Below are 20,111 nucleotides of genomic sequence, written 5' to 3'. Positions count from 1 at the left end.
GCTGCTATGCGACGGAACTCATGTGTATTTGCATTCGGGGCTGGCCTTCTGGCGACTGCGTCGTTCTCGGGGCTCGCGCTGGCGCAACAGGTGCGGGGCGCTGATAGCGCCGATGAGCCGCAGGCTTCGGAAATCGTCATCACTGCGACGCGCCAGAACACGTCGCTTGCGGATACCGCGGCCGCAGTGTCGGCGATCTCCTCCCAGGATCTGGGGCCAGGCGGTATTCAGGACATCGGCGACCTTCAGTCTTCGGTGCCGAATGTGTCGATCGGCGACCAGTTCGGTGTGAACCGCACCTTCATTCGCGGCATCGGCATGACAAGCATCGATCTTGGTGCAGACGGTGCCGTGGCATTCCTTCAGGACGGCGCGATGATCTCGCGGCCGGCGGCGCAGCTCGCGGGTTTCTACGACCTTGCACAGATCGAGGTGCTGCGCGGGCCGCAGGGAACGCTTTATGGACGCGGCGCCACGGGCGGCGCCATCAATCTCGTTACCGCCAAGCCGACTGAAGATTTGTCCGGCTACATTCGCGGTACGTATGCGAATTACGATGCTGTTACGCTGGAAGGCGCCGTTGGAGGTCCGCTCATAGCAGACACGCTGCTCTTCAGGGTCGCGGGCAAGAGGGAAAAGCGCGACGGATACGGCAAGAACCTCTTCACAGGCTCCGATGTCGACAACCGCGATGCCTATGCGGTACGCGGCATTCTGGAGGCGCGCCTTTCGCCGGAACTGACCGCATCGCTGATCGTCGAGCACTATGAGGAAGATGACAACAACTACGCCTTCCATTACTTCGGTCCGACGATCGTTCCGGCGGAATCTCTGCCGCACAAGTTGCTCGGCGGTGAAACGATCTTTGATTATTATACCGCGCGCGGCGAGAAGCCGAACCTCCGGAACATCTATTCGGACGAAGACCCGATCAATAAGCGCAACGGCGAGAACTACACGGCTCTTGTCGAGTGGGATTCGGGTGATTTCAACCTGAAGTCGATCACAGCATACCGTGATTTCAGCCGCTTCAATCGGACCGATCTCGACGTTTCGGACGTCTGGATGTACGGTCAGAACAACTACGTCGAGGACGCCAACTCGTTCAGCCAGGAACTGCTGCTGAACTACAAGAGCGGCGGCCTCGATATCCTCGCAGGCGCGATGTATTTCGAGGAGGAGCTCTACGGCGAAGTCAAGGTGCCGACGATCAACCTCGGGCTTCTCTTCGGATTGCCGGCGGATACGTTCGACGACGGCAACTATTTCCAGCGCGGTACGGTCGATACGAAGTCTTACGGCGTCTTCGCGCAGGCGGCGTTCGATCTGACGTCTCAGCTGAGGGTCACGGCGGGTGCGCGTTACAGCTATGAACGGCGCAAAGGCGTCGGCCAGTTCACTTTCGAAGCGGCAGGGATCGATATTCCCACCGATCGAAAGAAGGGGTGGGGCGCGATTACGCCGAAGCTGCTCGTCGAATGGCGGCCGGCCGACGCTACGCTGATCTACGGTACGGTCACGCGCGGTTTCAAGTCCGGCGTTATAAACGTGGGCAGCGCGAACTCGGTGATCGATCCCGAATTCGTGTGGAACTATGAGGCAGGCTTCAAGCAGCAGCTTGCCGACAACCGCATCCTTTTGAGCGGTGCTGTGTTCTATTACGACTACACCGATCTTCAGGTCGGCTTCGTCAACGCGCAGAGCATCGTGGAAACGATCAATGCCGGCGCCGCGAAGAATTATGGCGCCGAGCTTGAGCTCAGCGGGCGTGTGAACGACAATCTTACGCTGAATGCCTACGCCGCCTATCTCAATGCGAAGTTCCAGGATTTCTGTAACGGCTACTATGGCGCGGCCGTCAGCCGGCCGGGAATTTCCTACGACGCGTGCCCATCGGATCCGGCGCTTGCTGATCTCGATGGAAAGCGCCTGCCAAACGCGCCGAAATTCTCGTTCGGTGCAGGCTTCGACTATACTGTGGACGTTGGCCCTGGCGAGCTGACACTTGGTGCCGACATGAGCTATCAGAGCAAGGTCTATTTCACCGAGTTCAACAACAGCGATGCGGCGCAGGGGGGATATGCGCTTGTAAACGCAAATCTCACCTACAAGCATGAGAGTGGCCTGTCCGCGAGCCTCTGGGCGCGCAACCTTACCGACAAGTTCGCGATCTCGAACAACATCGTGACGGCGCCAACCTTCGCACTCGTTCGGGTCGGGTCGGTCATCACGCCGCGTACCTATGGGTTCACGCTCGGCTACGCGTTCTGATCGCGTCGGTTTCGTGGTCCGGGCGTCGGGAACGCCGTCGCCTGGACACGATAACCGTGGGAGGCGCAAGGGATGGACAGGTTTCGTATCGGAGACATGACGCTTCATCGAATTGAGGAATGGCAGGGCGGCTTCGCGCCGCCCGCCGCGATGTTCCGGGGCTTCGACGAAGCGCTCTGGCAGCCGCATGAACATGAGCTTGTGCCGGACTATCACCAGCCGGAAACCGGACTCATCTATGGCTTCCTGCAAAGCTGGCTGATCGATACCGGCGCTGAAAGGATTCTGTTCGACACTGGCGCGGGGAACGACAAGGAGCGGCCGGGAATTCCGATCTTCGGCGGCCTGCAGACGGAATTTCTTGACCGGCTCGGCGCGGCGGGATTCCAGCCCGGCGACATCGACACGGTGGTCTGTTCGCACCTCCATATCGATCACGTCGGCTGGAACACCATACGCTCGGACGACGGATGGAAGGCGACCTTCCCCAATGCGCGATACATCCTGCCACTGGGTGATCGTGCTTACTGGGATCCGAATGATGACAGTGCGGGACCTTCGGCGACAGGCAAGGCGGTGAACGCCGGCGTGTTCGAAGACAGTGTTCAGCCGCTGATCGACCAGAACCGGGTGGAATGGGCCGAGGACGGGTTTGAAGTGCTGCCCGGGATCGATCTGTTTGCTGTCGCCGGGCATACGCCCGGTCATCTGGCCATGCGTGTTCTTTCCGGAGGCGATTCCGCCCTTTTCGTGGGCGATGTCCTTCACCATCCGATCCAGATCCATAATCCGGACTGGAACAGCCAGTTCTGTGAAGATCAGGATAGAGCGCGCGAAAGCCGCCGTGCTGTTCTCGAAGAAGCGGCGCAAAGGGGTTCGCTTCTCGTTCCCGCGCATTTCGGCGGTGTGCATGCCGTTCGCGTTTTGCCGGAAGGGTCAGTGTTCAGACCGGTCTATAGCCCTGAAAGGCTTGCATGATGGCGGATATTGCATCGGGACGTTGGCTTCAAAACTTCGCGATGGACCCGAGCGATACAGAACTGCTCGCCGATCCTTATCCCGCATTCGCCCTACTTCGCGAACATGATCCCGTGCACTGGTCGGATCACGGCTATTGGGTGGTGACGCGTTACGATGATGTTCGCGCGATCATCATGGATCGCCAGAACTTCGGACAGGGCGATTTCGAGCGGAATATTCGGCTTCTTTACGGCGAGGATTTCGATGTTTTCTCGCATCCCGCCTACCGCTGGCTCGCCGACGTGTTCGTATTTCAAGACCCGCCGAAACATACCCGGCTTCGCGGGCTCGTGACGCAGGCGCTCACGGCGCGACGTGTGCAGGCCATGCGCCCGCGCATTCAGGAGATAACCGATCGGCTGCTCGATAAGGTGATCGACGGTGGCCGCATGGAGTTCATCCACGATTTTGCTTACAAGCTCCCTACGGCTGTCATGTGCGAAATGCTGGGTATTGATGCTGATGAGGCGGATGACGATCTGCTCATGGCGCTCAACAAGGCGATCCAGGATAGTTTCCTCGTCCTGGAGATGCGGCCGCTTCCTGCAGACGAGTTGAAACTGGCAAACGACCAGATCTTGTTCCTGGAACGCTTCTTCAAGAAGGTTTTCGATCGCCGGCGGAGTGAGCCGCGCGATGACCTCGCTACGGCGCTTCTCGAGGCACGTGATAACGGCAACGGCCTTTCCGAATGGGAGATGACCACGGTTGCGATTGCGCTGTTCGGTGCCGGGTTTGAAACGACCGCCCACATGCTTGGCAACGGGTTGCTGACGCTGCACCGTCATCCCGGGGAGTGGGCGAAACTTGTAAGCGATCCTGCGCTCGCGGCGTCCGCATCCGAGGAAATCCTGCGTTTCGAAAGTTCGCTTACGATGACCTACCGCACCGCCTTTGCCGATACGACTTTCGGCGGGCGTACGATCGCGGCCGGCCAGCGTGTGATGGCGATGCTGGGCGCGGCCAACCGCGATCCGCGCGTTTTTAAAGATCCGGATGTCTTCGACATAACGCGCGACGGCCCGCGGCATCTGACGTTCGGCGGCGGTATTCATTTCTGCGTCGGCGCAGAACTCGCGCGCCTGGAAGGCGAGATCGGCCTTGCGACGCTCGCACAGCGACTCCCGACGATGCGCGTAGATATACAGAGTCCGCACTGGCGCGGGGTGCACTTTCGCGGCCTGACGGAACTTCAGATCGATTGGTAACCCGTCAACCGCATCTATTCAGCAGAAAGGCCGTCGCGGGCAACGAGAGCCCGAATCTCCACATCAGGAATGCCCCACGCTTTCAATGCGGCATAGCCACCTTGGCCGGGCAACGTAGGCGCACTGCGAATTTGTGCAGGCGTCCGCGAGAAACGCGGCGCCGGATTGGGCTCTGCGCGCTCCACGCCCGTGAAGACATTTCGGCTTACGTTTGCGGAGTGGCGGATGGCTTCTTCCTGCGTCAGGACCGGCGTCACGCACGCGTCGAGCGGCTCGAAAATAGCGATCCATTCATCACGGGTGCGTGTTTTGAACAGAGCTTCGAGCGTCCGAGAGCGATCCGGCCAGAGCGCGCGGTTCATGTGATCGGAAAAATCTGCGAGCTCAAGCCCAAGCCCGGCGATCAGCGCGGCATGGAATTGAGGTTCGATCGCGCCGACCGCGACGTAGCCTTCCGCGGTTTCATAGCAGCGGTAGAAATAGGCGCCGCCATCCAACAGGTTCGCGGCGCGCTCGGATGTCCAGAAGCCCATAGCCTTCCAAGCGTAAAGCTGGGTGAGCAGCAGGGCCGCGCCATCGATCATGGCGGCATCGATGATCTGGCCGCGGCTGCTCGACTGGCGCTCCACAAGGGCGGCCAGGATGCCCGAAACAACCAGCATTCCACCGCCACCAAAATCTCCGACGACGTTGAGGGGGACGGGGGGCGGGGCCTCTGCGCTGCCCATCATGTGGAGCCCCCCGGTAAGCGCCACATAATTGATGTCGTGCCCAGCCTTCTGCGCTAGCGGTCCACTTTGGCCCCAGCCCGTCATGCGCGCGTAGATGAGCCGGGAGTTGAGGGCCAACGCCTCGTCGGGGCCGAGTTGCAGCCGCTCCATGACGCCGGGGCGATAACCTTCGAGGAGAACGTCGGCCTTGCCGATCAGCGTCCGCGCAAGCGCGAGGCCATCGGCGGATTTGAGATCGAGCGCGATCGAACTGCGGCTGCGGTTCAGAAAGTCCTGCCTGCCATCACCCGGGGAAAGGCCGGCCTGGCCCTTGCGATCGATGCGCAGCACATCTGCGCCGTAATCGGCGAGCAGCATGGCGGCAAAGGGGGTAGGCCCAAGACCGGCGAATTCCACGATCCGAATGCCAGACAACGGCCCTGTCGCGCTCTTGGCTCCCTCTGTTGCCACGGTCATCCATTTCCAGCTGTATCGGCAATAGTCTTGTATCTTCGCCTACTGATGAGTATAATTTTGTCAAGCTGCGGATTGTGCGCCTCGCTGCCGTGAGGGTATTGAATATACTGGACAGTAGAATTTCACTGTGCCAGCATTCCAAAAAGATGCGGAGGGTGACATGGCTGGCACGACAATGGGTTTCACGTCGACCGAGCGCGTCGTAATCGGTCGGCCCGCGGCGGAGGCTATCGCGGAACAGGCGGCGCTTGCGGGCGCGCAGCGCGTGTTCATTCTTGCCGGCACAACGCTCGCGAATACGACGGACGCCGTGCGCAATGTTGAGGCAGCGCTTGGCGTACGCCATGCTGCGACATGGACCGGCATTCAGCCACATGCGCCACGATCAGGTGTTCTCGCCGGCGCAAATGCCGCGCGCGCGGCCAATGCCGATCTGATCGTTACGATCGGCGGCGGATCGGTGACCGATGCCGGCAAGATCATAGCGCTGCTGCTGAAGCATGACGTGCGGACGGTAGAAGGTTTCGAGCCGCTCAGAACCTATGTCACCGATGATGGCCAGGTCATAAACCCGATCACTGTCGGTCCCGATGTGCGCGTGATTTGTGTGCCGACGACGCTTTCGGGCGGCGAGTTCAATGCCCTGTCCGGGGCGACGGACGAGACCGTGATGCACAAACAGGGCTATGAGCACCGGAACATGGCGCCCATCGCCGTGGTGCTTGACCCGGAACTGACGCTGCATACGCCTGAATGGCTGTGGTTTTCGACAGGCGTGCGCGCAGTCGATCACGCGGTGGAGACGCTGGCGTCATACGCATCCAATGACTTCGCCGACGGCCTTGCGGACAGTGCGCTGCGTCTTCTCGTCGAAGGGCTGAGCCGCGTGAAGCGGGATCCCAAGGATATCGAGGGGCGCCTGAAGTGTCAGGTTGGTGCCTGGCAGTCGATGATTTCCATCATCGGCGGCGTTCCGATGGGGGCGAGCCATGCGATCGGCCATATCCTCGGCGGAACCTGCGACGTGCCGCACGGCTACACATCCTGCGTTATGTCGCCCTATGTGCTGGCGTGGAACGCCGAATACGACGATAGCCGCCAGAAGCGCATCAGCGCGTGTTTGGGCGAACCGGGAAGCACGGCCTCCGAAGCCCTGGACCGGTTTATCCGGACGCTGGGAATGCCCCGCACCCTTTCGGAAGTCGGTGTGGGCGAAGATCGCTTCCAACAGGTTGCCGAATACACCATGCTTGATATCTGGGGACGGACCAATCCACGTCCGGTGCGGTCCTCTGCCGATATACTGGAGATCCTGAGAAGGGCGGCATGAAGAGAGCAACGCGTAGCAAATTGGTCGAAGCGGCGCCCGCGGCGGGCTCAAGTCAAGTCCGGCCACGCGGTCGTCGCATGTCGAAGCCTGATGTCGTCGCGCTGAAACGGCAAGGCATCCTCGAAGTGGCAAGCCGCCTGTTCCACGAAAAGGGCTATGAAACGGCGACACTCGACATGGTGGCGGACGAGCTCAACGTCACCAAGCCGTACCTCTATACTTACTACAAGAACAAAGCGGAGATTCTGGCCTCGGTCTGCGCCGTCGGCGTCAGCGAATCTCTCGATGCGCTGGATCGGGCAGCGGCTGCACCAGGAAATTCAGTCGATCAGCTCCGCGCTGCGCTGCGGGAGGTCGCCGCCATCATCATCGATCGCATGGAATATATCGTCGTCTATCAGCGCGAGATGAAAAACCTCACCAACATCGATGCGCAGCAGATTCTGCGCCTGCGGCATGAATTCGATCTCAGGATCGCGCGCCTTGTGGAGCAGTGTCGTGCAGACGGCCTCGTGACGCTTCACGACGCTGCGGCGATGTCGGTCTGGATGGGCGGCCTGCTGTCGTGGATTCCGAACTGCTACTGGCGGGGTAGCCGCCGGAAGAGGGACGATGTCATCGAGCAGGTCTCTCATGCGTGTATGCGGTTGATCGGCCTCGACTGAGGCAAGCGCGCAGGGATGCGTGCCCATCGGTTGGAGCGTTTCCAACCGCAACGACAAACAAATGGACGAGGGGAGTTTCTCATGGCTGACCGCGAGGACACCGCGCGCGATTTTCACGATCCACGTATTCCGAACAGGAACGAATGCGTTCTGCGCTACCTGATCGATCGCTGGGCGGTGGAGCGTCCGGAAAAGACCCACGTGATTTTCGAAGATGGCGAAGAATGGAGCTTTCAGGATCTGCGCCGGCGCGTGATCGAGAAGGCCGCAGGCCTCCAGGCTCTTGGTATCCGGCAGGGCGATCACGTCGCTGTCTGGCTTCCAAACGGCCCCGACGCGCTTCTGGCTTTCTATGCCATCAACTACATCGGCGCGGTTTTCGTACCATTTAACACGGCCTATCGCGGCGGGCTGCTCGCCCATGTCGTGGCGAATTCCGGAGCGAAGGTGATTATCGTTCACCCGGAGCTTGCGCCCCGCCTTTCCGAGATCGACATGGCGGGCCTTGAGCGGGCCGTGCTGACGACGGCGCTGGACGCGCCGCATTTCGGTCTGCCGACATCTCGCTTTGACGATCTCTCGGGCACGGAAGCGGCGCTGCTACCGCTCGAACGGCCGATCGACCCGTGGGACATCCAGTCGATCATCTACACCTCGGGCACGACGGGTCCTTCGAAAGGGGTGCTGTCGTCCTATCTTCACATGTTCTCCAATGCCGGTCCCGAAAGCTGGCCGATGGTGACGGAAGACGACCGCTACATGACGGTCGCGCCGATCTTCCATATTGGGGGTATGGGGCCGCCTTTCGTGATGCTCGCGCGCGGTGCATCTGTCGCAGTGGTCAACAGCTACTCCACCGACACGTTCTGGGATGTGGTGCGGAAGACGGAAACCACAGTGGTTTTCCTGCTCGGCGTGATGGCGACCTTCCTCATTAAACAGCCGCCTTCGGAGCGCGACCGCGACCACAAGGTGAAGTTGGCATTCATGGTGCCGTTCACCGATGACGCGCCTGCCTTCAAGGCGCGGTTCGGCATCGATATCTATACGATCTTCAACATGACGGAGATTTCCTCTCCGATCGTGTCAGAAGCGAATCCGACAAAGCGGGGAACGTGCGGTCGCCCGCGCCCTAACGTCGAGGTCCGTCTCGTCGATGCGAACGACTGCGAGGTTCCGGTCGGCGAGGTTGGCGAGATGCTTGTCCGCACCGACCGGCCTTGGGGCATGAACAGCGGCTACAACGCAAACCCGGTCGCGACTGCGGAGGCGTGGAGGAACGGCTGGTTTCATACCGGCGATGCGTTCCGCATGGATGAAGACGGCTATTTCTACTTCGTCGACCGCATGAAGGATGCGATCCGGCGCCGCGGCGAGAACATCTCTTCGTTCGAGGTGGAAGCGGAGGTTTGCGCGCACCCCGCCGTACGCGAATGTGCAGCGATCGGCGTGCCGAGCGAATATTCCGAAGACGAAGTGATGATCGTGGTGGCGCCTGTGCCCGGCAGCACGATCGATATGACCGAGCTGACCGAATTTCTTGTGGCGCGGATGCCCTATTTCATGGTGCCGCGATACATACGGGTGATGAGTGCGCTGCCGAAGACACCGTCGGCCAAGGTGCTGAAGGGCGATCTGCGGAAGGAGGGTTTGACTGCCGACACGTGGGATCGCGAGAAGGCCGGGATACGCGTTCGCCGCGAGGCGCTGGCGCAATGACGGTTTCGCCTCGGCATCCCGTTTATTCAAACAATCGGCTCAAGCTTGGCGTATTCTGCGCCAACACCATGCCGGCGCTCACGACCGTGCCGGAGCTGTTCAAACCGAACTGGGCGGAATGTTTGCGCATTGCGCAGATGGCGGATGAAGCCGGGCTTGAAGCCATTGTGCCGATCGCACGCTGGAAGGGCTATGTAGACGGCGATTTCCAGCACGCCTCCCATGATGTGATCGAGCCTTTCACCTATGCTGCGGCAATCGCGCAGGCGACGCGCCGCATCGGGGTGTTCGCGACGACACATGCACCAACCGTGCATCCGCTGATCGTGGCAAAGCAGGCGGCGACGATCGACGCCATTTCCGGCGGGCGGTTCGGCATGAACGTTGTCGGCGGCTGGAATCGCCGTGAGTTCGATATGTTCGGCATTGAAATGCTGGGTCACGAGGAGCGTTACGCGTATCTTGCAGAGTGGCTGACGCTCATCCGCCGCCTCTGGTCGGAAACGTGTGAGTTCGACGTCGACAGCCGCTGGTTCAGCATGAAAGGCGCACTATCCCGCCCGCAACCTCTACGAGGCGGTGCGGTGCCGATCATGAATGCGGGCTTCTCCGAAACGGGGATGCGCTTCGCGGCTCGCCATTCAAACATGGGTCTCATCGGTCTGTTCGGCGAGAACCCCGACCAGTGGAAGGCTCAGGTCGCAAAATATAAAGCGCTGGCACGGGATGAGTACGGGCGCGACGTTCAGGTCTGGACCAACGCCCAACTCGTGCTGAAGGATACGGAGGCCGAAGCTACCGATTATCTGCGCTACTATTCCGAAGATCGGGCAGACCATACCGCCATTGACGGCTTCATTTCCACGCTGGCGCGTGAAAACGGCGTGGCGGAAGATTCCGACCAGATGCGCTTCATGCGACGCACAGTTGCCCTGGGGTCTGGGATGCCTGTTGTCGGCAGTGCGGAAACCGTGGCTGCGAAGCTCGTCAGCGTGGTCGAAGCGGGCGTCGACGGTGTGATCTTCAGCGCGATTGACTATGTCGATGCCTTGCAGCGGCTTGCACGGGATGTGCTGCCGCGCCTTGCTGCAGCTGGTGTCAGGGAAGGCGCATAGCTCTTCTGTCTTTGCCCTCAGTTCCATGCGTCGCCGCTGCATTTGACCGCACCATTCGAGAACGATTCGCACCGAAATGCATGGAGCGAGCGCGTGTGCTCCGCATTGGGGAGGACGAACCACGTTCGGTCGTTGTCGGTCTCCTTTACACTTTGAAGACAATGCTCGCGCCGTATCGCCGGAAATGCGCGCATTAAGGCGATTGGCCCTCTTCTTGCTTTCCAACTGAAAGTGGCGGATTCGTGTGCCTGTAGGCATGTGTTTGAGTTCGCAATCAAAACCGGCCCCCGAGAGCGGGGCTCGCCCGGCGTGCTGCAACCCTGCATTTGCCGAACACTTTTCTGCGTCTTGTTAACTATTCGCTTGCTACTGCTTTCATCGCTGTTAGCATCCGCGCCGCTCGCGCCCGCGGGTATATAACAGTAACCATCGCTTACCCGGGGGCGGCATGCCGAAGCCCATTTCTGAAATTCGCAAGCCTGAGATCGTTCAGGCTGCCATCAAGGCGATTGGCCGCGAAGGCCTGCCCATGCCCTCCTACGATTCGATCGCCAAGGAAGCGGACATGTCGCGGCAGCTCATCCGGCACTATTTCCCGGAGCCTGAAGGCCTTATGGTCGCAGTATGCGATGCACTGGCGGCGAGCTACCGTGACTGCCTGATGAAAGGCATCATCGAGGCTGCCACGACCGAGCGCCTGCCGATGTTCCTCGATTTCTATTTCGACTTCCTCGCCGGGAATGAGAAACCGAGGGACGATGGCGTTTACGACGCCATGTTCTCGCTTGCGGCAAGTTCCGAGGCGATACGCATGAGCCTCAGCGGGCAGTATAACCTGCTCCAGTATACGATCGCGCACGAGATTCAGATCAGCAACCCGACGCTGAGCCAGAAAGCGTGCCGGGAGATCGGCTTTCTGTTCGTGACGTTGATGTACGGCCACTGGAAGATGGTGGCGACGTTGGGCTTTTCGGAAGATTATAATCGGGTGACGCGTGAAGCGGTCGACCGGCTGATTGCGTCTTACGTGCAAAACTACCACGATCCCGATCTGGACTGAGCGGGGCTGCCGGCTTTGGCTTGCGTGACTGGCCTGGAGCCTGCGATACGTCTGCCTTGATAGCGAAGGCAGATATGGCGTCCACGACAGAAGACACGAAAAGGCGCCGCGCGCGTCGACAGACGCCGGATCTTCGGCGTCAGGATTTGCTCGCCGTGACAATCAGCTGCCTTGCACAGCTGGGTCCGCGCGGCACGACGGGGCGCGAAATCTGCCGCCGGGCAGGCGTGTCGCACGGCCTGCTGCGCCACTATTTCAGCAATCCCGACAATCTGCTGCTCGAAACCTATCAGGAGCTTTGCGACAGCTTCATTGCGCGTTTCGAGCAGGAACTCGCAGCCGGGCATGAGGACCCCTGGAAGACGATCGACCGGCTGTTCGAGGTGCATTTCAGCGACGAATGGTCGAACCCGGACATCCTCGGCGCCTGGATCGCCTTCTGGACGCTCGTCCGCAACAATGCCGAATTCGCGGCGGTCAGCGTAAGTTATAATGCACGGCTGCACGCCCTGCTCGATCAAGCCGTGGAGCGGCTTCCCGCTGGGCCAGTGCCACCGCGCGATATCGTGGCGCTCGTTTCCGCCACCATGGACGGGTTGTGGCTGGACTACAGCCTCTCGTCGGAGCGATTGACGCGCGCGCGTGCGCTCGATCTTGCCAGGACGATGCTGCGGCGGTTGGCACCGGCCTAAGCCGCGATCTCCAACGCTTCCGAAGCGACGAGCCACTCCGCCTCGATGGCGGTGATCCGGTCCGAGAGGTCGGCGCGAAGCTTCATCAGCTCGGTCATCGTCTTTTTCGCGTGAGCAGGTCCCGCCGACGAGGGGTCGAACATGGCGCGGTCGACAGCGCTGCGTTCGGCACTGAGCGAAGCGATCTCGGCTTCGAAAGTCTTCACGGCGGCGCGCAGACGCTTTTCCTGCTCGCGCGTGTCGGCGGAAGCTTTGCGGGATCCCTTGCGGTTGCCTTGGGCATTGCCGCCCGCTGACCGGTCGCCGGACTTGCCGAGTACGAAATCGGTGTAGTCCTCAAGACTCCCCCCGAAATCCTCGGCGCGACCGTCATCGACCAGAACCAGTCGGTCTGCGGTCAGCTCGAGCATGTGGCGATCGTGGCTGACGAGCACGACGGCGCCTGAATATTCGTTCAGCGCCTGCACCAGCGCCTCGCGCGAATCGACGTCGAGGTGGTTGGTCGGCTCGTCGAGGATCAGCATGTGCGGCGCTTCGCGCGTGATGAGCGCGAGCGCCAGCCGGGCGCGTTCGCCGCCCGAAAGCTTGCCGACTTTCGTCAGGGCCTTGTCGCCGGAGAAGCCGAAACGGCCGAGCTGGGCCCGGACGGCGCCGGGCGTCGCGCCCTTCATAATGCGCGTCATGTGCTCGAGCGGCGTGTCGTCGGTGTCGAGTTCTTCGACCTGATACTGCGTGAAATAGCCGACGCGCATCTTGCCCGCGGTGCGCATGTCGCCCTCCATCGGCGGCAGCTGCGCGGCGAGCAGTCGGGCAAGCGTGGTCTTGCCGTTGCCGTTGCGCCCGAGCAGCGCCACGCGGTCGTCGGGGTCAAGGCGCAGGTTGAGGCGCGTGAGGATCGGATTGCCTTCGGTGTAGCCCACCGACGCCATGTCGAGCGTGACGAGTGGCGGCTTCAGCTCGCTGGGGTTGGGAAACGCGAAGCTGAGGCTGGGGTCTTCGGCAATGGCTGCGATCGGCTGCATTTTCGCCAGTGCCTTGGCACGGGATTGGGCCTGCCGCGCGGTGCTCGCGCGGGCGCTGTTGCGGGCGATGTAGTCCTGCAGCTTTTCGCGCTGGCGGGTCTGCGCGTTTCGCGCGGCCTCGATCTGTGCGAGGCGCTCGGCGCGCTGCCGCTCGAACGCGTCGTAGCCGCCCGGGTAAAGTGTGATCTTGCCGCCTTCGAGGTGCAGAATGTGATCGACGACATTGTTGAGAAGGTCGCGTTCGTGACTGATGATGATCATCGTCGCGCGATAGGTCTTCAGGAAGTTTTCGAGCCAGAGCGTCGCTTCGAGGTCAAGGTGGTTCGATGGCTCGTCGAGCAGCAGCAGGTCGGGTTCGGAGAAGAGCAGGGCGGCGAGCGCGACGCGCATCTTCCAGCCGCCGGAGTAGCTGTCGAGCGTGCGGCCCTGCATCTCTTCGTCGAAGCCGAGGCCGACGAGGATACGCGCGGCGCGTGCCTCTGCAGTCCACGCATCGATCGCGTTCAGCCGCTCGTGGATTTCGGAAATGCGGTCCGGGTCGGTCGCGGTTTCAGACTCGACGAGCAGCGCGGCGCGTTCGGTGTCCGCGGCCAGCACGGTTTCAAGCGGTGTCGCGGTACCGGCGGGCGCTTTCTGCGCGATATAGCCCATACGCGAGCGGTTCGCGGTTTCGATCTCGCCGCCGTCGGCTTCGAGCAGGCCGCACATCACGCGCATCAGCGTGGATTTGCCCGCACCGTTGCGCCCGATCAGGCCGACACGGCTTCCCGTGGGCAGCGACGCGGTCGCGCCGTCCAGAATAATGCGGCCGCCAAGCCGCACGGTGATGCCGTTGATGTTGAGCATGGCCGGGGGCGATACACGATGTTTAGGCGCTTGTCAGCGGTCCGTTGTAAAGGCTTTCCTATGCTGCGCGGACGCGGGCGAGGAAACGGTCGACCTCTGTGGTGAGCGTGCTTGCCTGCCGGTTGAGGTCGGCGGCGGCATCAAGCGCATCCTTTGCTGCGATGCCTGTCGCTTCGACGCCGGAGCGGACCTGGTCGATGTTGCGCGCGACGGCGTGCGTGCTGTCGGAGGCCTGATGCGTGTTGCGCGCGATTTCGGACGTGGTCGCGGCCTGCTGTTCGACGGCGGCGGCGACGGTGGCGGCGATGCCGTTGATTTCGCCGATCGTGGAGACGATTTCCTCGATCGCACCTACGGTTTCGCGCGTTACCGACTGGATCGCGCCGATGCGCTCGTTGATGTCGATCGTCGCTTTTCTGGTCTGGTTCGCGAGCGCCTTGATCTCGCTTGCGACGACTGCGAAGCCGCGTCCGGCTTCACCTGCGCGGGCTGCCTCGATTGTCGCGTTGAGCGCAAGCAGGTTGGTCTGCTCGGCGATTGAATTGATGAGGCCGACGATCTCGCCGATTTTTTCGGCATCTACCGAGAGGCCGGCAACGATCTCGTCTGTAGCGCGGGCGCGGGACACGGCCTGCTCCGACATTGCCGAAGATTCGACAACGCGGTGCGAGACCTCGGCGAGCGAGCGGGCCATTTCCTCGGATGCATTGGCAACGGTGAGCGCGTTATGGCTGGCTTCCTCCGCGGATACGGTCACATCGGTGACGAGCACGGCACTACTGCGTGCTGCATCGCTTACCTGCTGCGAGCCCGCCGCGATCTGGCGCGCGGCGCTATCGACAGCAGCGACGACATGGCGGACGCTGGTTTCGAAAGCATTGGCTAGCTCGTTAAGCGCCGCGCGTTTCTCGACAGCGGCTTGCTGGCGCTCGGCTTCGCGTTCGGCGCGGGCGGTTTCCTCGCGTTCGCGTTCGCGGCGTTCGGCTTCCAAAGCGGCACGGCGGCGCTCTTCGACTTCGGTCGCGTTTTCCTTGAACACTGCCACCGCCCGCGCCATGTCGCCGACCTCGTCGCGCCGCTGTGCGCCTTCGATGCGCGTGCCGGTTTCGCCGCGGGCGAGCGCGAGCATCGCGTTCGCCATCGTTGCGATCGGGCGTGCGATGAGATGGTTGGTGAGGAGGCCCGCAACGATCGACACACCGATACCAGCGGCACCAGCAAGAAGCGTGATGACAATGGCACCGCCGGCGGCTGCTTGTGCGGCGAAATCGGCCGTACCCTGCTGATCGGCGATCGCTTTGGAGAAGGCCTGCACGTTGCGTTCGAACGCTGGGCCGGTCTTGCCGAGCAGCCGATCAACAGCGGCGTCGCGGTCGGTGGTGCGGCGGACGATTTCGTCGAACGCCTTGTCGTAAGCGACGAGGCTGACGATGATGCCGTCGGCCTTGCGGATAAGTTTTGGATCGGTGAGGCCTTCGAAAACGCCGTTCAGCGCATCTTCGAGGTTGAGGAGGTCCGATTTGGTCTGCTTGACGATCTCAGGCGAGGGGGCGGAGAGGTAGCGGTTCACATCGACCCGCAGCAGCGAATAGGTTTCGAGCGCAAGCGCTGCGTTATAGGCGGTCTGGTGGTCGCCCGCACCGTGGCTGGCCGTGACGATATCGTGGAGCGCGGCGCCGATTTCCGGCCCCTTGGCTTCGATCGCGCCAGCCACGAGCTGATTGATCTCGGTCTGGTTCTCGACAATGCCGCGGAACTCGGTGCGGAACACGCCGCGCAGCCGGTCGATGCGCGCCAGCGTGGCCTCCTCGCCGACGATCGTGGCTCCGTCTTCGGCGCGCCTCAGTGCCTCCTTCGCCGCATCGAGGCTCTGGTTGACCTCAGCAACGAGCGAGGCCTCGGGGCGGATCACATAGTCCTTGATGCGGCCCTGTGCCGTCATCGCAGTGGTGTGTGCGTGCGAGATCGAACGGGCGCTGTCGGCAAGGCGGGTGACTTCGGACACGGTGGACCGGGTGACGAGCAGCGAACCGATGGCGACCATCGCGAGGACCGCCATCGCGAGCCCGCCGATGCCGTAGCTCACCAAAACCTTCTTGCTGATCTTCCAGTGGGTTATGATCGCGGTGAAACGCGACACGTCAACGCGCGCGATCAAATCCCTGAAACGCTCCATAGCCAGCACAAGCCCCATACACCGGGAAAAGCGGCACATCCGGTTCCCGCCCGACACGCATACGGTGGGCGGTGTTTCATCATGGTTAAAATTGCGCGGGTTTTCAGCGTGCGGGCCAGAAACCTTTGAGCCATGCCGAAACGGCAGCGATTCCGGCCGTGTCTAAGTCCACCGCTTCACCGAGCGCAGGGAGTTTCGGCCAGCCTGCGTCCGGGAACGCGCGGCCTTCGAAGCTGCGGCTACCTTCGTAGCGGGGGATGACGTGGGCGTGGACGTGGGGGTCCACCATCATCAGCATCAGGTAGTTGAGTTTTGTGTGATCGACGGCGGCGCGAAGCGCGGTCTCGATATCGCGGCTAACGTTCGCGAGGTCCGCATAGGCGGCGGGTTCGAGGTCCGCGAAGGCCGTCGCATCCGACTTCGCGGCGAGCACGAGGCTGCCGAGCGTGGGCTGCGCGGGGCGCAGCAGCACGACCCAGTGGTCGTACTCGGCCACCAGCGTCGCCGGATAGCCGAAGCGGCGGATGGTGTCGTTCATGCCGCACTCCCGTCGCTGAGCCACGAGGTGAGCGCCCCGCGCCGCCGCGCGGCGATTGCCTGAAGCAGACGGATGAAATGGAAGACGAGGCTGAGCACTGTCCACGCCGTCACCGCGAGAAGCCCGAGATCGGGGCGCGAGAACAGCATACTGACGAACAGGATCACCATGTTGGGGTTGCGGCGCGCAGTGATCAGGCGGAAATCAGTGTCGACCTTCTGCCAGACGTGGATGTGCATTCTGAAGACGTGGATGAAACAGCCCTCGATGAACCGCTGAAGCACATAGCCGCCGACCATCACGCCCATCACCGTCCAGAACACGGGCGGATCAAGCGCGAGGCCGTGCGCGGCGAGGCCGACGCCCCATGCATACCACCAGAAGGGCGGATGCACGAGGTCGAGCCCGTGATCGAAGATGTCGCCCCACCATGACGAGGTGATCGTGCAGCGCGCAAGCTTGCCGTCGACGGTGTCGAGCACCATGAAGGCGAGGCCTGCCGCCATACCGGCCCAGTAGTGGCCGTCCCAGAACAGGAACGTCGCCCATACGCAAAGCGCCGCGCCGATCGTCGTGACCATGTTGGGGGTCATGCCGATGCGCGCGGCGATGCGGGTGAGGACGAGCGCCCATTCGGGCCACAGGTATTTGGTGAGGATGTCGGTGACGCCCTTGTAGGCACCGAAATAGCTTGCGCGCTCGATGGCGCGGACGTTGGCCGGGACCAGCTCGATGAGGAACGGGCTTTCGCGCTTTCGGAGCGCGGCGTTGTAGATGGTGATGCCGTCTTCATAGGCGGTGACCGCAAGGCCTTCCGCCCAGGCATCGCTGCCGGCGTCGATGGCGTCGCGCACGGCTTGGGCCTGCTCCGGCGCTGTGTTCACGAGCACGGGGCGGCCGCCGAGGGTGAGGGCGGTGCCGGGACGCTGAGTGATCCAACCGAACCACTGCGGGTCGAAGGCGAAGCGGGTGTCGGCGACGATGACGCCCGACTGATCCGCCTGGGGGGCGCGCGCCGCCGCGATACGCCGAATCCGCTCGGCGGAAGACATGCCCCAGATCGGCGTTTCGTTCTTTCCTGCGAGAAGAAGCGTCGTTGGCGTGTCCACAGGTCTCTCAGTCGATTTGCAGCCCAGCGGTGCTTATAGACTGAGAGGAAAGGGGCGCAAGTTTGGGGGCGGGCAGATACTGACCATCCCACTGCAGCGGGGCGGCATCGGCCCACGCGCTTGCGGGTAGGGCTTCGAGCGCCTGCAGATAGGCGCGGCCGACGGCGAGCGCAGACAGGCCGCAGGCGTTCGTGAACTGCGTGAGTTGGTGGCCAGGGTTCCAGTTGCCCTCGATGAGCACGGGTCCGCAATCGGCAAGGCCGATATCCCAGCCGATGAGACCATAGCCGGCGCCGATCGCGGAGTGCGCCGCGATGCCGAGCCGGGCGGCGGCGTCGGCAAGGTCGCCGAGCGCGATGTGTTCCAGCGAGACGCCGGTTGCGGGGTGACGCCCTACGCAAAGGATACGCCCGCCCGCCTTTCCGATGACGTCTCCGGCAGCGCCATCCACGACGGCGGCGGCAAGGCCGCCACGGCTGAAATTATCGACCGGCCCCGATCCGCCGCCGATGCGCAGCACGAGCCCGTGCGCGGCGAGCGTTCCGCCGAGACGGAATGTGTGCACGCGCAGCGTCGGGAGCGCGCCCGGGGAGATGTCCGACAGGCGCGGCGCCGTGCGCATTGCCTGCTGGAGGAGGCCGCCGCGGCTGACGACACGCGTCAGATGCGCGGCCAGCGTGCCGGCTTCGAACCGCGTTCCGTTGCTGTCCGCTCAGCCCTGCGCGATGCGCCGGTAGCGTGCGACGCCACGCCCGCGCGAGCTATAGTTCGGCTTGGCGACGATCTCGCCATGCCGTTCGAACCAGGCGGCCACGGCGGCGGGGGAGGACGGGCCGGAAAAGGTTTCGGGCGCCGGCAATCCCGCGTTCGCCACAGCCGCCGCGAAGCTGCGCTTATCCTTGAGCAGGCTGGAGGCGAGCGGGATGGCGGCGGGGTTGAGAAGCCGATGGATGCCGCGGCGATAGAGCTGCGACAGATAATGCGCGGGGTCAACGATGCCCGCAAGCAGGCGTGCCTCGTCTTCTGGGATGCCGAGCGCGCGGCAGCGGGCGTCGCGCGTGCCGCGCACCGCCAGTTTCCCGAGACCGGCGGCGAGTGCCCGCTGGCGCGGCGTCCAGTGCCGGATCAACTGTTCGTGATAGAAGCCGAGCAGCGGGTCGCCGTCGAAGACCGTGGGCAGGGGGCGTGTGGTGATCATTGCCCGCCGCCCTATCGCCGCCATGTGACGGCTTGAGGACTTATTGCGGGACGCCGCGCTTTTTCCAGTTTTTTCCGCCACGCGATTGCGCTAGGCAGCACGCGCGAGAGAACATGGAGAGACGCGCGCGATGGCCGAATTCACGCTTCCGAAGAACAGCAAGGTGAACGGCAAGGGCAAGGTGCACAAGGCCCCCGAGGGCGCGACGCATATCAAAACGTTCAAAATCTACCGCTGGTCGCCGGATGACAGCGCGAACCCGCGCATGGACAGCTACGAGCTCGACCTCGACAGCTGCGGGCCGATGGTTCTCGATGCCCTCATCAAAATCAAGAACGAGGTCGACCCGACGCTCACCTTCCGCCGCTCGTGCCGCGAGGGCATCTGCGGTTCGTGCTCGATGAACATCGACGGTTCGAATACGCTCGCTTGCACGAAGCCGATCGACGAGGTGAAGGGCGACGTGGCGATCACGCCGCTGCCGCACATGGAGGTCGTCAAAGACCTCGTGCCCGACTTCAAGCACTTCTACGCGCAGTACGCCTCGATCAAGCCGTGGCTGCAAACGGTGTCAACGACGCCTTCGGGGAAGGAGCGCATCCAGTCGCCGGAAGACCGTGAGAAGCTCGACGGGCTGTATGAGTGCATCCTGTGCGCCTGTTGCTCGACGGGCTGCCCGAGTTACTGGTGGAACTCCGACAAGTTCCTCGGCCCGGCAATCCTGCTGCAGGCCTACCGCTGGCTCGCCGACAGCCGTGACGAGATGACCGGCGAACGGCTTGACGAGCTTGAAGATCCGTTCCGGCTCTATCGCTGCCACACCATCATGAACTGCGCGAACGTTTGCCCGAAGGGCCTCAACCCGGCGAAGGCGATCGGTGAAATCAAGAAGATGATGGTGGAACGCCAGCTCTGAGGTTTCCGCTGCGCCTTTGCCAAGGCGACCATTTCCCAG

Annotated in this window: 17 protein-coding genes; 10 read left to right on the top strand and 7 right to left on the bottom strand. The window is 62.5% G+C overall.

What is annotated here, in order from left to right; genetic code table 11:
• The first annotated feature begins 6 nt into the window (after positions 1–6).
• From AAC014_RS04660 to AAC014_RS04650, 3 genes are all read left to right on the top strand, one after another.
• Positions 7–2,271 (top strand): TonB-dependent receptor, encoded by a 2,265-nt coding sequence (locus AAC014_RS04660; protein ID WP_339704709.1) that lies wholly within the window; start codon positions 7–9, stop codon positions 2,269–2,271.
• 72 nt (positions 2,272–2,343) lie between these two features.
• Entirely contained in the window at positions 2,344–3,249 is a 906-nt protein-coding gene (locus tag AAC014_RS04655; RefSeq protein WP_339704706.1) for an MBL fold metallo-hydrolase, read from the top strand.
• Entirely contained in the window at positions 3,249–4,499 is a 1,251-nt protein-coding gene (locus tag AAC014_RS04650) for a cytochrome P450 (protein WP_339704703.1), read from the top strand. Before AAC014_RS04655 ends, AAC014_RS04650 begins: the two co-directional genes overlap by 1 nt.
• A gap of 14 nt (positions 4,500–4,513) precedes the next feature.
• Here the strand turns inward: AAC014_RS04650 and AAC014_RS04645 are convergent, their stop codons facing one another.
• Positions 4,514–5,686: a CaiB/BaiF CoA-transferase family protein gene (locus AAC014_RS04645; RefSeq protein WP_339704700.1), complete on the bottom strand. Its 1,173-nt coding sequence runs from the start codon at positions 5,684–5,686 to the stop codon at positions 4,514–4,516.
• Positions 5,687–5,846: 160 nt separating this feature from the next.
• Between AAC014_RS04645 and AAC014_RS04640 the strand changes: the two genes are divergently transcribed.
• The 6 genes from AAC014_RS04640 to AAC014_RS04615 all read left to right on the top strand — a co-directional run bounded on the left by AAC014_RS04640 (position 5,847) and on the right by AAC014_RS04615 (position 12,267).
• Positions 5,847–7,016: an iron-containing alcohol dehydrogenase gene (locus AAC014_RS04640; RefSeq protein WP_339704697.1), complete on the top strand. Its 1,170-nt coding sequence runs from the start codon at positions 5,847–5,849 to the stop codon at positions 7,014–7,016.
• A gap of 77 nt (positions 7,017–7,093) precedes the next feature.
• Positions 7,094–7,681, top strand: coding sequence for a TetR/AcrR family transcriptional regulator (locus tag AAC014_RS04635; protein ID WP_121047984.1), 588 nt, complete (start codon positions 7,094–7,096; stop codon positions 7,679–7,681).
• An 81-nt stretch (positions 7,682–7,762) separates the two neighbouring features.
• Entirely contained in the window at positions 7,763–9,400 is a 1,638-nt protein-coding gene (locus AAC014_RS04630) for an AMP-binding protein (RefSeq protein WP_339704692.1), read from the top strand.
• Positions 9,397–10,515: an LLM class flavin-dependent oxidoreductase gene (locus tag AAC014_RS04625; RefSeq protein ID WP_339704689.1), complete on the top strand. Its 1,119-nt coding sequence runs from the start codon at positions 9,397–9,399 to the stop codon at positions 10,513–10,515. The genes AAC014_RS04630 and AAC014_RS04625 overlap by 4 nt, the downstream gene beginning before the upstream one ends.
• A 448-nt stretch (positions 10,516–10,963) precedes the next feature.
• On the top strand, positions 10,964–11,575 hold the full coding sequence (locus AAC014_RS04620) for a TetR/AcrR family transcriptional regulator (protein WP_339704686.1): 612 nt from the start codon (positions 10,964–10,966) through the stop codon (positions 11,573–11,575).
• A gap of 155 nt (positions 11,576–11,730) precedes the next feature.
• Entirely contained in the window at positions 11,731–12,267 is a 537-nt protein-coding gene (locus tag AAC014_RS04615; protein ID WP_339704683.1) for a TetR family transcriptional regulator C-terminal domain-containing protein, read from the top strand.
• Here the strand turns inward: AAC014_RS04615 and AAC014_RS04610 are convergent.
• The 6 genes from AAC014_RS04610 to AAC014_RS04585 all read right to left on the bottom strand — a co-directional run bounded on the left by AAC014_RS04610 (position 12,264) and on the right by AAC014_RS04585 (position 19,156).
• On the bottom strand, positions 12,264–14,135 hold the full coding sequence (locus AAC014_RS04610) for an ABC-F family ATP-binding cassette domain-containing protein (protein ID WP_339704680.1): 1,872 nt from the start codon (positions 14,133–14,135) through the stop codon (positions 12,264–12,266). The genes AAC014_RS04615 and AAC014_RS04610 overlap by 4 nt on opposite strands.
• 58 nt (positions 14,136–14,193) lie before the next feature.
• Entirely contained in the window at positions 14,194–16,293 is a 2,100-nt protein-coding gene (locus AAC014_RS04605; RefSeq protein WP_339704677.1) for a HAMP domain-containing methyl-accepting chemotaxis protein, read from the bottom strand.
• A gap of 121 nt (positions 16,294–16,414) precedes the next feature.
• Positions 16,415–16,849 carry an HIT family protein gene (locus AAC014_RS04600; RefSeq protein ID WP_339704674.1) on the bottom strand — a complete coding sequence of 145 codons (435 nt, stop codon included), beginning with the start codon at positions 16,847–16,849 and terminating at the stop codon, positions 16,415–16,417.
• Entirely contained in the window at positions 16,846–17,901 is a 1,056-nt protein-coding gene (locus AAC014_RS04595; RefSeq protein WP_339705345.1) for a CDP-alcohol phosphatidyltransferase family protein, read from the bottom strand. The genes AAC014_RS04600 and AAC014_RS04595 overlap by 4 nt, the downstream gene beginning before the upstream one ends.
• 64 nt (positions 17,902–17,965) lie before the next feature.
• Complete coding sequence (locus tag AAC014_RS04590; protein ID WP_339705342.1) at positions 17,966–18,622, bottom strand: sugar-transfer associated ATP-grasp domain-containing protein; 657 nt, start codon at positions 18,620–18,622, stop codon at positions 17,966–17,968.
• Between the two features lie 48 nt (positions 18,623–18,670).
• A complete protein-coding gene (locus AAC014_RS04585) occupies positions 18,671–19,156 on the bottom strand; it encodes a hypothetical protein (protein ID WP_339704671.1) in 486 nt (161 codons plus the stop codon).
• 130 nt (positions 19,157–19,286) lie between these two features.
• Here AAC014_RS04585 and AAC014_RS04580 point away from each other — a divergent pair, with 130 nt between their 5' ends.
• Complete coding sequence (locus tag AAC014_RS04580; protein WP_339704668.1) at positions 19,287–20,072, top strand: succinate dehydrogenase iron-sulfur subunit; 786 nt, start codon at positions 19,287–19,289, stop codon at positions 20,070–20,072.
• The last annotated feature ends 39 nt before the right edge of the window (positions 20,073–20,111 follow it).

Source organism: uncultured Sphingosinicella sp. (assembly GCF_963974575.1).
Lineage (GTDB): Bacteria > Pseudomonadota > Alphaproteobacteria > Sphingomonadales > Sphingomonadaceae > Sphingosinicella.
The sequence above is the reverse complement of the archived record's forward strand: the minus strand, read 5'-3'. Positions and strand labels throughout refer to the sequence as shown.